Raw genomic sequence first — 13,711 nt, 5'->3', positions numbered from 1 at the left:
CAATTCCATAAGTTGGTGGTGCAATTACAGGATTATCGAATAAAAACGGGTACGATTACCAGTATCTATAACCCAAATTAATGTAGTTTTATCTGATTTAATCTCAATTTTAGTCTTTTGTGTATTATCTAGGCTAATTTCATATTCGCCTGGGTCAACATATTGCCGAGCAATTTGCGCGTGATTAGGTAGGGTTAACCAGCTTCTGCGATCAGCTTGTTCTGTAATAACATTAAAAATTTGCATTGCAATCACGCCAGCATCAATTTGGTCGTTACGGCGCTTACTTTCACTGCGTACGCTTTGTGCCATTTCAGCTTTAGCATAAACCCTTAACGCCTGTCTCACCAATGCTGCGGGCAAGTCTTCTTTTAACGCATTAATTGCCAGCGCGTCGATATTGGCTATGGTTTCAGCTTTAAGGACGCTGCCAAGCCCCTGAATAGAGACCGGCGCACTATTATTCATCGCAGGTTGATATGTCGCCAGTGACACGGTTTGCCAGTTACCATCGATGGTAAAGGGTACGGTCAGACTTTGCTTTTCAGGCACAAAACCACGCTCAATCAAAAACACCACTTGGCCTTGTTTTGGGGTGGCTAAAACTGCATCGCCCCAACGGCGTGAAAAATCGTCATATTGTGGCATCGAAAGTTGCTTAGCCAGTCTAACTAAATCCTGTTGTAAGTATTTATTATTAGGTGATATTTGAGCCGCTTTACGGTAATCAATATAGGCGTCGTTGGGCTCACCGAGTAATTCGTAAAGCAAACCTGTGGTGTAATAACTGTATGCATTTAAAAATGAGCTGGTTACTGTTCCGGCTGATTGGCCTAACTTGTTTACTTCAGCGTCTATTGTGCCGTTTGCCATCGCCTGGACTGATTTTTGTGACTTTTGGTAGCGAGCTTGCTCACTGCTTTGCAATTCATTACTGCGTCTTAATTCTACCATTGCGCCCTGTGAATCACCTGAAAACAGGTAGTTTAAGGCTTGGTACTGGTGCAGCATAATCCGTTCATAGCCTGGGCCGCGATAGGGAATGGCATTATCGTTTAATAATAAACTACTGGCTTTGGAGCCCATGTCAGTGACGCTGATTTTAGCTTTATCATCAAAGGCTTTATAAGCTTCCATCGCTTGTTGGTAATAGTGTTTACTTTGTTCAAAACTGCCATTGATTTGCGCTAAACGTCCAGATTCCTGTGCATATAGTAAGCCGTCATTAGAGTCGATTTCATTAGCAATATCATCAAGGTCAAGTGATGGGCTAGGGCTGTTGATTTGTTGTTTGTAAGGGATTATTTGTGATGGATAATTAATGAATATACTGTTGAACGCACAGCCTGATAGAGTCAAACACATCAAGATACTGATAATGGTTGAACGTGGTATCAAGAAAGCATTCAGTTTCATTCATTATCCTTGCTGTTAAGTGACCCATTGAAAATTTTAAACGCTAACATAGATTTAAATATACGCATTTTGCTTAGTTTGTTCGCTCATTAGGCTTCGCTCAAGCAAGGTAATGCCTTGAAGATGGTCAAATTCATGCTGAAAAATGCGCGCAATAAACCCAGTTAAATTTTGAGTCACCAAATTACCATTTAGTTGTTGATATTGCACTTTAATATCCGCATGACGCCAAATATTAATTCGCTGCTCTGGTATAGATAGACAACCTTCATCGGCAGATTCCATTAACTCAGAGGCGGCCAATATAGTCGGGTTAATTACCACAATAGGGGTCATAGTTGGCGCGGTGGGATAACGTTCATTAGGCCTGGAGGCCATAATAAACATCGCTACAGTGCTAAAAACCTGTGGTGCGGCAATGCCTACTCCGTTTGCAGCCGTCATGGTTGCCAGCATATTGGCGGCTAATAATTGAATAGACTGATCAAATAGGGTCACTTTTTCAGCTGTTAAGGTTAAAATATTTTCCCCCGTAACAGCTATTGGCAACAAAATAGCATCAGGCATAAACATCCTTTGCAGATAATATTCGTTAATGTGAGTCAGTATTAGATTTAGCGTTCCAGCTAATTAACCGCATTAGTAATGCGGCGGTGGTGTTTCATCTGCGTGACTGGCCATATTACTGGGTTCAATCGCATGTAATTTATTAACCATTAGCATAATTTGATGTTGCTGGCGCGACACAATATCATTTAACTTAATCACTTCTTGATTCAATTCTTCCAAAGTAATTTCTTGAAACGCCATCTTAGTTTCTAAATCATCAATTTTGGTTAACAACTGTTCCATTCAAACCTCGACAATAACATTTATAAATCCCAGGCTTCTAATAAACCTTGGCTGCTAACACTCATCACTTTGCCAGTACTGGGCTGGGTGACAGAGTATACTACAGCGCCTCTATTTTGGCTGTTTTTAGTCACCTCAACTTGCCATCTTTGCTGGCGTTCACCAGAGTTGACTTGCCATAAAAATATTTCTTTAGACGGAGTACCGGTTAGCAGCTGAGTATTTTGGTTAACAAAGCGTGCGCTAGACACATTCATTTGGCGACGTTCAATTAACAGTGCACTGATTTTTTTGCCTGAGTTTGATTGCCAAATTGCTGCATTGCCAGTGATATCACCGGCAAAGCTTAGGGTGCCATCACCACTGAGTAAAACTTTAGTAATTCTTGAATCTAATTGCCATTGCTGTAAAGGCTGGCCTGTTTGTGCCTGCCATAAAAGGATTTGTCCATCATTGCCACCACTTAAGGCAACTAATCCATCATCAGAAATAGACACACTATTCACTTTTTCCTGATGGCCTAAAAACTGGATTAATCCCTGATTATCAGGTTGAAGCGACATGACAGAGCCATCAGCCAAACCGATTAACGCATGACCATTGTTAGCAATAGCGACACTTTGAGCGTAAGCAGGTAATGTCCACCAGCCGACAGAGTGGCCATTATCGATATTCCATATTGCTACAGAGTCACTGGATAAGGTGGCGGCGTAGGCATTGTTAGTTGAAATGGCAGTGTCAAATACATTGCTGCTATTACTTGCACCATGTACCCATTGATACTTGATTGCTTTATCAGCGAGTGACCAGAACTGTACACCATTATTGGCGGTACTGATTAATGCATATTGACCATCTTGGGATAAGGTGGCGTGGTAACTCGCATCTGAAGTGAGTACCACGGTATTATCTGCCTTAGGTTGGCAAGCAATGAGTGAAATAGAGCAAAAAATCAGCAGTAAAACGCGTAACATGAACTTGCTCCTTAAAAATTTGTCCATAAGGACTCAACCCAATGGTATATCAGAAATAGTTAGTATAAAGTGGCTCACTAACATTAGCCTAATTGTCTCATTACAGACAATGATGTGCTTATTGTAACCACTTAAGGATGCTGAGGAAGCTTTAATGAAATCAATTTATAAATTATCGTTAGTTGCATTAGCCGTTGTAGGTCTAACTGCATGTAACCAGGAAGAAGCTGTAGCGAAAAAAGTTGAGCTTACAACTGAAGCTCAAAAAGAAGCTTACAGTGTAGGTGCATCTATCGGTAAGTACATGTCTGGCCATATCAAAGAGCAAGAAGAGCTTGGCTTTGCTGTTGATCGTACTTTGATCATCCAAGGTTTCAGCGATGGTTTAGTTGATACTACTGACTTGACCGAAGAAGAAATGCAAACGGTTTTACAAGGTCTAGACAAAAAATTAAATGACAAGCGTTTAGAGCAAGCTGAAACCTTAGCGGCTAAAGCGATTGAAGAAGGCCAGAAGTTTCTAAGTGACAACAAAGCTAAAGAAGGCGTTGTAACGACAGAATCTGGATTACAGTATGAAGTATTAACTGCAGGTGAAGGCGATAAGCCTGCTGCTGAAGATACAGTAGAAGTGCATTATCGTGGCACATTAACCGACGGTACTGAGTTTGATAGCTCATACACTCGTGGCGAGCCTGCAAAATTCCCGCTTAACCGCGTAATTCCAGGTTGGACCGAAGGCGTTCAGTTAATGTCTGTTGGTGCAAAATACAAGTTTGTTATTCCAGCTGAATTAGCTTATGGCGATCGTGATACTGGTACTATTCCAGCTAACTCGACATTAGTGTTTGAAGTTGAATTAATTTCAATTGAAAAGGCACCTGCTGAAGCGGCTGCAAAATAACTTATTAGCTAATCGTTAATAATTAATATCAAAAATGGGCGCTAATTAGCGCCCATTTTTTATGTATTTTAAATAGGTATATTTACGCAGTATTTCATGATTGAGATAGCGTATTAAATCCATTTTAGGCGATAAAACAAGTACATTTGCATCGCGATTAAGGCTATTAATCCACCACAAAATGCGGCAAATGCCCAACTTGATTCTGCTCCTGGAATGCCGCCGATATTCACCCCGAGCAAACCGGTTAAAAACCCCAGTGGTAAAAAGATCGCAGAAATAAGTGATAAGAAATACAAACGTTGATTGAGCTGCTCGGCTTGTCGTGATTGAAGCTCCTCTTGAGTGAAGCTGGCACGATCGCGTATGGCATCTAAGTCTTCTATCACTCTTATCAGGTTATCCTGAGTTTCCCGCAAACGAATTTTATCTTGCTGGTCAAGTAGTAGGCTGTTTTCATGCAGGATTTTTCCTAATGCTTCACGTTGTGGTGCAAGGTATCTTCTTAACACTACGGTTTGGCGGCGTAACTCAGCAATATCTATGCGTAATGATTTATTGGTGTCTGTGACAACTCGCTCTTCTAATTCATCCATCAGTTCTTCAAGTTTGTTAATGTAACCCACTTGGCGCAGCGTAAGGTGATCGACAACTGATAAAATAAACCCGGCACTATCAACAGGCCCTTTGGCTAACTGAATACTGTCAGCCACTTCTGTAATTGATTGTAATTGGCGCTCACAAGTAGAAATAATCCGATGTTCTTCAATATAAATACGTATTGAAACCATGTCCTCAGGATCTGAGTTAGGGTTGAGGTTCACTCCACGTAATGTTAATAAAATACCATTAGCTGAATGAACTACCCTAGGGCGAGTGTCAGACGCCAGTAAGGTATCTCTTTCGGCTTTTTCTAAGTTTTGATTGTTCAACCAATGACGGGCATCGGTTGATTTATATTTTAAATGCACCCAAAGCAAACCATCTTCGGGCTTCCAACTGGCTAACTGCTCTTCTGATAGCGTTTGACCTGCATTTGGGCCAGTTAGCAGTAAACGATAAATAAATCCTTTGTGCATAAGGCATTTCCTTAACGAATTGTATTCGAAAATCAATTCTGATGAATTAGGGCTACTTTACGATATATACTGGCAGCGCCCAATAGTTATCTTACTGTGATTTAGAGCAAAATATCATTTATGGTTTAAAATAGATTATAGCAAATTGAGTTATGGCCAATAATTATTAAAAGCCTGAGCATAATTAAGAGTATAAAATGGAATTCGAATTTCGACGTAATCGTCTAGATGACACTGTATTTGCCAGTTTCAGCATGGATCATGAAGTGTTTGGTCGCTGGTTTGCCGAAGAGTTAGGCGCTGATGTGACACGTGCTCAGCAAGTGCTGACTCACATTGCCCAATTAATCGCTGGGGTTAACACTCAATGGCGGGACATTGGTAATGATTTAACCCTTGATGCCGACATTGAGCAGGTCCGTATTTTTGTTAACGCGATTGATTTTGACGAAGAGCATAATCTTGAGGACGGTATGGCATTGTATAATGCTGAATCAGAGGGGTATTGTGGCCTAGAAGACTTTGAAAAAGCGCTTAAAAGCTGGTTGGTATTTATTCAAGAATAAATTTTTCAGATTTAATTGGTGTTTGCTGCAGATAGGTTACAAGGTGCAAATGTTATTTAAGCGCGCTTTTCAAGCGCGCCTTTTCAACGGATAAAGCATTAGATTGTACAAAAGCATCAGCCATCGCCTTTGTATTCATTTTAGTTATCGTGAAATAGTCATAAATCAAAGTATTACAGTAGCTTATTGGTTTAGGTACCTTACCGCCATCTCTGTACGTGATTTAGCATTCGCTTTGCGCAATAAGTTTTTAACATGCACTTTTACTGTGCCTTCGCTGATATGTAAATCTTCTGAAATCACTCTATTACTTTTGCCTTCGGCCAATTCCTGTAAGATTTGCAGTTCTCGTGGGGTGAGGCTTTCAATCCATCCATTATCATCCGGTGCGGTCTTCAATTCGTATAGATAAGCCTCAACTTCTGCGCTGATCACGCGGTGGCCTGACATGGCCTTTTTAAGCTGCTCTAACAGTAACTCTGGCTCAGTGTCTTTTAATAAATATCCATCAGCACCAGCACGAAGTAGACGAATAACATCTTGTTTCGCATCTGACACCGTTAGAATTACAATGCGAGCGGTTACCCCTTCCTGACGCATGGCATTTAAGGTATCTAAACCCGACATGCCCTTCATGTTTAAGTCTAGCAATATAATGTCCGGCTCATTAGTGCTTAATGCAGTTAACGCATCTAAGCCGGTACCGACTTCACCGAATAGAGTAAAATCTCCATCAGAGGTAATGAGTTGGCAAATACCACGACGAAGTAAGGGGTGATCGTCGACAACGAGTACTGAATATGGCTTACCCATTTAAAGGCTCCTGCTGTGGTGGAAAACTAAGTGTTACTGTGGTGCCGCCAGTAGTGTTAGCACTAAAGGACAGTTGGCCATTTAATTTGCTGGCACGCTCATGCATTATACCAATGCCAAAGTGTTGATCACGCTCTTTTAAATGTGACACACCCATGCCGTCATCTGAAATAGTGATGTTAATTATTGCTGATGATGTTAAGTGACAATCTATCACGATATGTTTTGCTTTGGCGTGTTTAATTGCATTTAACGTGGCCTCACGGGTTAAATGTAAAATATGAATATGTTGTTTTGCTTCAAGTAAATGCGCTGACAATGCATATTGTAAACTCAACTGAATATCTGTTTGGGGCCTTAGCTGATCAAGCATCACTTCTAAGGCGTGGTTTAAATTAGGCTCTTTAATGGTTAAGCGAAAAGTCGATAATAATTCTCGCAGTTGGGCATAGGCAAAGCTGACGCCATCGTTAATTTCAGTTATTTGAAGCTCTACTGCTTCATTACGGCAATTGTCAGGTAATTTTTTACGTAACAAGCTGACCTGGATTTTTAAAAATGACAATAACTGCCCTAAAGAATCATGTAACTCACGGGCAATAACAGCGCGCTCTTCCATTAGCGCGAGTTGTTGCCTTTGCTCAGTCGCATTATGGATGGTAATTGATCGTGCTAGCATCACCGCAAAATTAATAAATAAGGGTGTATTGAGCTTATGTGTGGAAATGACTTCTAAATAGCCCTGGCGGGTTTGCTCTAATTGTAGCGGAAAACACACGCTATTTTGAGGTGTCGAAGGCCAACCTTTACTGGCCTCAATAACGTCTTGAGATTGGTCTTCATGTTCAATGACTAATCTTAAAAAGTCTAATTTTTCATATGTTTGAAGTTGATCTAACGCTGACTTTAGTGCTTTGTAGTCAAGCCGGTCTGAATGCAACATAATCAAGTTATCATATAAGAAATAGAGTTCATTGTTGGCACGTGTTAGCGCTAAGGTCTTATCAGATACCTGTTGTTCAAGATCTTGATATAAATTTGATAATTCTGAGGCCGTTTTTTTCAGTGCATTACTTAATGCCGTTAGCTCTATGTAATCCGTTTTAGGCATATCGACATCGAAATTACCTTGTGAAATAGTAATTGCACTATCCATTAATAATTGCAGCGGTTTTACCACTCGCCTGCGGGTAAACATAACGGCAATAGCGGCAACGATTAACATTAATGTCAACCCAATAACTTGACTCAGGACCAGTAACCTCAATTTATCGGCGGAAAAACGTTCGATTTCTAATACCAGAGTATCGACGGTATCAACAAAATCGGTTAACGCTTCACTATAAAGCTTGGTTTCACCAGTTTCTGCATAGGTTCTCATTAACTGCCATTTATCTATCACTAGTAAGTACTGTTTTGATAAGGTTTTTGGGCTGTACCATGCGAGGGAATTTTGCAGTTCATTTGAGTTGAGAGTGTTTTCAAACTCTTCAATTTTGGCGTTGACTTGGTCATTTTCTGTGTTGGCAGATAGCAATAGTCGATAACTTTGCATACGTAATGAACCTGAGGCATTGATTGCTCGGGCATCACCAATGCTGAATGATAAATTAATAATTGAGTACACAGCTAAACTTGAAGAAAGTAAGATTAGCACTAACATTACTCCCAGTATCGTAGAGGTTAAACTACCGCGTTTTAACATTTTCGATCCATTTTATGACGTTTTTCAGCTGAATTAGTGTGACATGTTTATCTACTTAAAACACCACTGAAACACAGGTAAAAAGAGAGTTCTACATTAGCTAGCGCTTTAATACATTAACAGAATTGAAAAAATGTGAGATACAACACGTTCACATATTGATCTGGCGCATACTTCTATCTCTATACCCCGAAAGGGGTATTCTTAATTAAGGCTTAAATAGCTAATTTTGACCTTGGAAAGATCGTGGTTATAAATTAATTATAAAGTAACACGGAGTGAAGGTGATGAAGATGAACATAACAAATACTGTATTAAGTGCAGTCATTGCGACCAGCTTTTTAGCTGCTGGTGCAATAGCAAGTGATAAGACTGAACCCCGCAGTGAAGTATATAAAGATAAGTATTCTGCTCAGTATGAGTCTTGGCATGATACCAGCGAAAGTAAAGAAATTGTTGATATGCTGGAAGAGGTACCTAGCTTAGTGGTTTTATGGGCAGGTTACGGTTTTGCTAAGGATTATAATGCACCACGTGGTCACCATTATGCGGTTACTGACGTCACTAACACATTACGTACTGGCGCCCCTAAAAATGCTGAAGACGGCCCAATGCCGATGGCATGTTGGAGTTGTAAAAGTCCAGATGTTCCCCGTGTAATCGAAGAGCAAGGCGAAGATGGCTATTTTGCGGGCAAATGGGCTAAAGGCGGACCTGAAATTGTTAACACAATCGGTTGTAGTGACTGTCATGAAAAAGGATCGCCTAAATTACGCATCTCTCGTCCATATGTCGATCGTGCATTAGGTGCAATTGGCACACCTTTTGATAAAGCGTCACGTAAAGATAAGCAATCTATGGTTTGTGCGCAGTGCCATGTAGAGTACTACTTCGAGAAAACAGCGGATAAACCAGGTTTTGTGAAGTTCCCGTGGGATATGGGAACTACTGTTGAGCAAATGGAAGTTTACTACGACAATATGGAGTTCTCTGATTGGACCCATGCTGTATCTCGAACTCCTATGCTTAAAGCACAGCATCCAGGTTATGAAACTTGGAAAGCAGGTGTGCACGGTAAAAACAACGTAACCTGTACAGATTGTCATATGCCTAAAGTGGCTAAAGCAAATGGTAAAGGTAAGTTTACCGATCACAAAGTGGGTAATCCGTTCGACCGTTTTGATGAAACCTGTGCTACCTGCCATAGCCAAAGCAAAGAGTTCATGGTTAATTTAACTAATGAACGCAAGCAAAAAGTAGGTGAACTTAAAGCCAGTGCTGAAGCACAATTAGTTAAAGCTCACTTTGAAGCAAAAGCGGCTTGGGATGCGGGTGCAACTGAAGCTGAAATGAAGCCTATCCTTATGGATATCCGTCATTCACAGTGGCGTTGGGACTATGCAACTGCATCACATGGTGTTGCGGCTCACGCAGCTGATGAAGCGTTACGTATTTTAGGCACCGCGGTTGATAAAGCGGCTAATGCACGTATTAAGCTTGCTCATCTATTGGCGGCTAAAGGTGTTAAGCAACCCATTGCTTATCCTGACACGTCGACTAAAGCAAAAGCGCAAGCAGCATTAGGCATGGACATGAAAACAATGAATGCAGAAAAAGAAGCATTCAAGAAAAATCTAGTGCCTAAATGGCAAGAAGAAGCAAAAAAACGCGAAGCGACTTATAAGTAAGTTGTTAAGCTTACTCAAGGCAACTTTGAAGAGTTAACTTGAATTAGCTAAATGCTTTAGTAAAGCCCTCGAAAGAGGGCTTTTTTTATGCGGTTTATCACTTGACTAACGCTAATCTTTTCTTCGCTCATTTCATCGTAGAGCTGCACCAATATTAAGCGGCCTAGTTTTTAGTGCACCATTATGGTGCTAAATTGTCGCTATTTTTATTGAAAATTTACTCTATTTCTTTTTAAAACATTAACTTAAAAAACTGGCCTGATGATTGAATCTGTTTTATCAACAAATATATAACAAATTCATATTTTATTAATTTTTGGAGGTCGGGATGAAACTCGTCAGCGCAATCATCAAACCATTTAAATTGGATGATGTCCGTGAAGCAATAGCTGGTATGGGCATTGAGGGTATGACAGTTACTGAGGTGAAAGGTTTTGGTCGTCAAAAAGGTCACACTGAGCTTTATCGTGGTGCTGAATATCAAGTGGATTTTTTACCTAAAGTAAAATTAGAAATAGCCACTAAAGAAGAAAACCTAGATATGTTAATTGAGGCTATTACCGCTGCAGCGCATACCGGCAAAATTGGTGACGGTAAGATTTTTGTAACTAATTTAGAACAAGCCGTGCGTATTCGTACCGGTGAAGTTGATAACGAAGCATTATAAGGGGCAATGATAATGGAAGAATTAGCAAAATTAGGACTAACTGTTAGCGAGTTACGCTTTGCATTAGATACCTTCTATTTTTTGATCTCTGGTGCATTAGTGATGTGGATGGCAGCAGGGTTTGCCATGTTGGAAGCTGGCTTAGTTCGTTCAAAAAATACCACTGAAATTTTAACTAAAAACGTATGTTTATATGCAATCGCTTGTGTAACCTACTTACTTGTTGGATATAACATCATGTATGTCGACAATACTGAAGGCGGTATTATTCCTTCGTTTGGAGCATTAATTGGTTCGCAAGCTGCTGATGCTGACCACGCACTAGAGTCTGACTTTTTCTTTCAAGTTGTATTTGTTGCTACCGCGATGTCGATTGTATCGGGTGCGGTTGCAGAACGCATGAAGTTATGGGCTTTCCTGGCATTTTCAGTGTTTATGACGACGATTATTTATCCTGTTGAAGGCTATTGGACTTGGGGCGGTGGATTTTTATCAGAAGCTGGTTTTGTTGATTTTGCGGGCAGTGGCATAGTACACATGGCGGGTGCAGCAGCGGCTGTTGCTGGTGTATTATTACTGGGTGCTCGTAAAGGCAAATACGGTCCTAACGGCCAGGTTAATCCAATTCCAGGCTCTAATTTACCAATGGCAACCTTAGGGATGTTTATTCTGTGGATGGGTTGGTTTGGCTTTAACGGTGGTTCACAGTTATTAGTGTCTGATGCTGAAAATGCTTCAGCTGTGGCTAAGGTTTTCGTTAACACTAACTCCGCCGCTGCATTCGGTGCTATAGCCGCCTTGATTGTGTGTAAAGTGGTGTGGGGTAAAGCTGATTTAACTATGATATTAAACGGTGCTTTAGCGGGTCTTGTGGCAATTACGGCAGATCCATTATCGCCTTCACTTGTTATGGCTGGTGTCATTGGCTTAGTTGCTGGTGGTGTGGTTATTTTCTCAATTATTGGTTTTGACCGTATCAAAATTGACGATCCAGTGGGCGCAATCTCAGTTCATGGAGTAGCAGGTTTATTAGGACTAATGCTAGTGCCATTATCAAATGCTGATGCAAGCTTTGGGTCGCAGTTATTCGGTGCAGCAGTTATCTTTGGCTGGGTATTCTCAGCGTCACTTTTAGTTTGGTTTGTTCTCAAGGTGACTATGGGTATTCGTGTTAGTGAAGAGGAAGAGTATGTCGGCATGGATGCATCTGACTGTGGTATTGACGCTTATCCTGAGTTTGTTAGCGTAAAAAACGGTAGCTAATTTTACAAGTGTCGTAATATTTAAGCAGAGTCCTTTAGGGCTCTGTTTTTTTATGTGCTAGATTTATTGTTTATGACATCATTTGAGACGGCCTATGAATACCTTCAATCACTTTATGACTTTTACGGTAATCGCGATAAGTTCTATGGTCAGTTATTCACTTAGTGCAGGGCAAGTTGTAGTAAGAAAGTCATCTGAACAATTTGATGCTTTTGCCGTTCGCGATCAAATTGCTAAAGAGTTCGAATGGCAAGAGGCGCTCAGAATGCAGCAGCAAATTGAAATTTTACAGGCCCTGCCAGTGGGCTGTATTCCATTTGCTTTGCCGTATCGATATTTTAGCTGTAATGGCTTTGCTTATCGTCCGTATGACTATAAAAATAAAGAGTTATTTATTAAAATAGATCCGCCTAAGCATCCAGCACAACCTAAATAGTACTTTGTGAATCTGAGTTGAACTGGTGGATGCCCGTTGTTAAATTCACGTCTTTTTGGCTGAAAAGGGTTTACTTGACTAAACTTACCTTATTCGTATTTCGATTAAGAGGGTTGGGTTATGTGGTCTATTACCTTTCAAAAGTACGTCAATCCTATTACTGGCTTACATCAACTTAAGCAAAGAGTGTTACCTATATTGGTAATGTTTGCACTTTTTGGGCCACTGTCTGGCTGTCAGTCCACGTCTGTTTCAGTAGAGCCCATTGATGTGGAATCACTATTCCATGACGAGCTATTTACCACAACTGAGATCATCTCACCTGAGCAAATTTATAGCTTACCTTTGTCTTATGTCGCCCAAATAAAGCAAGTTTATTCAAGAGACAATGCCACTCAACATCGAAAAATGCCTATTCACCAGTGGCTGGCCCAATATATTGGAGCGCAAAATGGTGGCTTTGAATACCGAGACCATTACACACGCCCTGCCAGTGAAACGGCCATTAATCGGCAGGGCAACTGTATGTCGCTGGTGGTATTATCAGCCGCATTAGCGGATGTTTTTAATATACCTGTAGAATTTCAAGATATTGATGTTGAGCCTGTTTGGGATAGGCGAGGTGGATTTTATCTTGTAAATGGCCATGTGAATTTATTCTTAGACGCCACTACTGATGCTAATACAGTTTCATTTCGTGACAGCAAGATATTAGTTGATTTTCTACCTGAAAGGGCTGTGCGTGGTTTTGGTCAAAAACGAGTCAATAAGCAAACCTTGACCGCAATGTATTACAACAATATTGCCGCAGAAGCATTGGTGGAGCAACAGTATGACTTAGCTTATGCCTTGATTAAACAAGCGATTAGAATGGATCCTAGGTTTGTAGCCAGTATCAATACACTCGCAGTGATATATCGACATAAGGGCGACGATAAAAAAGCTGAACAAGCATATCAAGCTGCGTTGTCGGTCGATAATCAAGACATGACGACTTTATTTAATTTAGCCTTGATTCTGGGTGAGCAAGATAGGTTAGATGAATGGGCGGCTGTACATAAAATTTTGGAGTTACAGAGAATCAACAACCCATTTTATTATTATGATATGGCGCAGCAAGCCTATTTTGAGCAGCATTACCAAGAGGCGGTGGTGTGGTATAAAAGAGCACTTGAAAAGGCAGATTATCGGCATGAGTTCTACTTCGGTCTATCAAAGACCTATTGGGCAACGGGTGAGCGAGGTTTAGCGCAAAAGAATATGCAAAAAGCATTGGCATTAACGGGGGATGTCGATGATAAACGTCGATATCAAAATAAGCTGCAGGCAATGAAAAGTTGGTAAGAAT

The 13,711-nt window shown here is 40.6% G+C and carries 14 protein-coding genes; 7 read left to right on the top strand and 7 right to left on the bottom strand.

Annotation, left to right across the window (positions count from 1 at the left end; all coding sequences use genetic code 11):
- Positions 1–24: 24 nt before the first annotated feature.
- The 4 genes from ACRWQM_RS14395 to ACRWQM_RS14380 form a co-directional block, all read right to left on the bottom strand.
- Positions 25–1,416: a COG3014 family protein gene (locus tag ACRWQM_RS14395; protein WP_434930427.1), complete on the bottom strand. Its 1,392-nt coding sequence runs from the start codon at positions 1,414–1,416 to the stop codon at positions 25–27.
- Between the two features lie 54 nt (positions 1,417–1,470).
- The gene (gene def, locus ACRWQM_RS14390; protein ID WP_434930426.1) at positions 1,471–1,983 is read right to left on the bottom strand and encodes a peptide deformylase; all 513 of its coding nucleotides are present in this window, start codon (positions 1,981–1,983) and stop codon (positions 1,471–1,473) included.
- 72 nt (positions 1,984–2,055) lie between these two features.
- Complete coding sequence (locus ACRWQM_RS14385) at positions 2,056–2,268, bottom strand: SlyX family protein (RefSeq protein ID WP_226410968.1); 213 nt, start codon at positions 2,266–2,268, stop codon at positions 2,056–2,058.
- A gap of 20 nt (positions 2,269–2,288) precedes the next feature.
- Positions 2,289–3,242: a WD40 repeat domain-containing protein gene (locus ACRWQM_RS14380; protein WP_434928365.1), complete on the bottom strand. Its 954-nt coding sequence runs from the start codon at positions 3,240–3,242 to the stop codon at positions 2,289–2,291.
- 154 nt (positions 3,243–3,396) lie between these two features.
- Here ACRWQM_RS14380 and fkpA point away from each other — a divergent pair, with 154 nt between their 5' ends.
- Positions 3,397–4,146, top strand: a complete 750-nt coding sequence (gene fkpA / locus ACRWQM_RS14375) for an FKBP-type peptidyl-prolyl cis-trans isomerase (RefSeq protein WP_434928366.1) — start codon at positions 3,397–3,399, stop codon at positions 4,144–4,146.
- A 113-nt stretch (positions 4,147–4,259) separates the two neighbouring features.
- On the opposite strand, the gene ACRWQM_RS14370 is transcribed toward fkpA, so the two are convergent.
- Positions 4,260–5,225 (bottom strand): zinc transporter ZntB, encoded by a 966-nt coding sequence (locus ACRWQM_RS14370; protein WP_434928367.1) that lies wholly within the window; start codon positions 5,223–5,225, stop codon positions 4,260–4,262.
- Positions 5,226–5,422: 197 nt separating this feature from the next.
- Here ACRWQM_RS14370 and ACRWQM_RS14365 point away from each other — a divergent pair, with 197 nt between their 5' ends.
- Complete coding sequence (locus ACRWQM_RS14365) at positions 5,423–5,791, top strand: YacL family protein (RefSeq protein ID WP_434930425.1); 369 nt, start codon at positions 5,423–5,425, stop codon at positions 5,789–5,791.
- A 183-nt stretch (positions 5,792–5,974) separates the two neighbouring features.
- On the opposite strand, the gene ACRWQM_RS14360 is transcribed toward ACRWQM_RS14365, so the two are convergent.
- The gene (locus tag ACRWQM_RS14360) at positions 5,975–6,604 is read right to left on the bottom strand and encodes a response regulator (RefSeq protein ID WP_434930424.1); all 630 of its coding nucleotides are present in this window, start codon (positions 6,602–6,604) and stop codon (positions 5,975–5,977) included.
- The gene (narQ, locus tag ACRWQM_RS14355) at positions 6,597–8,309 is read right to left on the bottom strand and encodes a nitrate/nitrite two-component system sensor histidine kinase NarQ (RefSeq protein ID WP_434928369.1); all 1,713 of its coding nucleotides are present in this window, start codon (positions 8,307–8,309) and stop codon (positions 6,597–6,599) included. The genes ACRWQM_RS14360 and narQ overlap by 8 nt, the downstream gene beginning before the upstream one ends.
- A gap of 293 nt (positions 8,310–8,602) precedes the next feature.
- Between narQ and nrfA the strand changes: the two genes are divergently transcribed.
- The 5 genes from nrfA (at position 8,603) to ACRWQM_RS14330 (ending at position 13,707) form a co-directional block, all read left to right on the top strand.
- Entirely contained in the window at positions 8,603–9,997 is a 1,395-nt protein-coding gene (gene nrfA, locus ACRWQM_RS14350; RefSeq protein WP_434928370.1) for an ammonia-forming nitrite reductase cytochrome c552 subunit, read from the top strand.
- Between the two features lie 328 nt (positions 9,998–10,325).
- Positions 10,326–10,664: a P-II family nitrogen regulator gene (locus ACRWQM_RS14345; protein ID WP_434930423.1), complete on the top strand. Its 339-nt coding sequence runs from the start codon at positions 10,326–10,328 to the stop codon at positions 10,662–10,664.
- A 12-nt stretch (positions 10,665–10,676) separates the two neighbouring features.
- The gene (locus ACRWQM_RS14340; RefSeq protein ID WP_434930422.1) at positions 10,677–11,927 is read left to right on the top strand and encodes an ammonium transporter; all 1,251 of its coding nucleotides are present in this window, start codon (positions 10,677–10,679) and stop codon (positions 11,925–11,927) included.
- A gap of 94 nt (positions 11,928–12,021) precedes the next feature.
- Positions 12,022–12,363, top strand: coding sequence for a hypothetical protein (locus ACRWQM_RS14335; protein ID WP_434930421.1), 342 nt, complete (start codon positions 12,022–12,024; stop codon positions 12,361–12,363).
- A 120-nt stretch (positions 12,364–12,483) separates the two neighbouring features.
- Positions 12,484–13,707, top strand: coding sequence for a tetratricopeptide repeat protein (locus ACRWQM_RS14330; protein WP_434930420.1), 1,224 nt, complete (start codon positions 12,484–12,486; stop codon positions 13,705–13,707).
- Positions 13,708–13,711: the final 4 nt, after the last annotated feature.

This window comes from Shewanella sp. HL-SH5 (assembly GCF_051163755.1).
GTDB classification, from domain to species: domain Bacteria; phylum Pseudomonadota; class Gammaproteobacteria; order Enterobacterales; family Shewanellaceae; genus Shewanella; species Shewanella glacialimarina.
This window is presented reverse-complemented; position numbering and strand designations above follow the sequence as displayed.

Coding starts and splice junctions, on each gene's coding strand:
- def (WP_434930426.1), bottom strand. CDS start 1,983: ATGCCTGATGCTATTTTGTTGCCAATAGCTGTTACGGGGGAAAATATT.
- ACRWQM_RS14360 (WP_434930424.1), bottom strand. CDS start 6,604: ATGGGTAAGCCATATTCAGTACTCGTTGTCGACGATCACCCCTTACTT.
- ACRWQM_RS14330 (WP_434930420.1), top strand. CDS start 12,484: ATGTGGTCTATTACCTTTCAAAAGTACGTCAATCCTATTACTGGCTTA.
- ACRWQM_RS14380 (WP_434928365.1), bottom strand. CDS start 3,242: ATGTTACGCGTTTTACTGCTGATTTTTTGCTCTATTTCACTCATTGCT.
- ACRWQM_RS14385 (WP_226410968.1), bottom strand. CDS start 2,268: ATGGAACAGTTGTTAACCAAAATTGATGATTTAGAAACTAAGATGGCG.
- narQ (WP_434928369.1), bottom strand. CDS start 8,309: ATGTTAAAACGCGGTAGTTTAACCTCTACGATACTGGGAGTAATGTTA.
- ACRWQM_RS14395 (WP_434930427.1), bottom strand. CDS start 1,416: ATGAAACTGAATGCTTTCTTGATACCACGTTCAACCATTATCAGTATC.
- fkpA (WP_434928366.1), top strand. CDS start 3,397: ATGAAATCAATTTATAAATTATCGTTAGTTGCATTAGCCGTTGTAGGT.
- nrfA (WP_434928370.1), top strand. CDS start 8,603: ATGAACATAACAAATACTGTATTAAGTGCAGTCATTGCGACCAGCTTT.
- ACRWQM_RS14365 (WP_434930425.1), top strand. CDS start 5,423: ATGGAATTCGAATTTCGACGTAATCGTCTAGATGACACTGTATTTGCC.
- ACRWQM_RS14340 (WP_434930422.1), top strand. CDS start 10,677: ATGGAAGAATTAGCAAAATTAGGACTAACTGTTAGCGAGTTACGCTTT.
- ACRWQM_RS14370 (WP_434928367.1), bottom strand. CDS start 5,225: ATGCACAAAGGATTTATTTATCGTTTACTGCTAACTGGCCCAAATGCA.
- ACRWQM_RS14345 (WP_434930423.1), top strand. CDS start 10,326: ATGAAACTCGTCAGCGCAATCATCAAACCATTTAAATTGGATGATGTC.
- ACRWQM_RS14335 (WP_434930421.1), top strand. CDS start 12,022: ATGAATACCTTCAATCACTTTATGACTTTTACGGTAATCGCGATAAGT.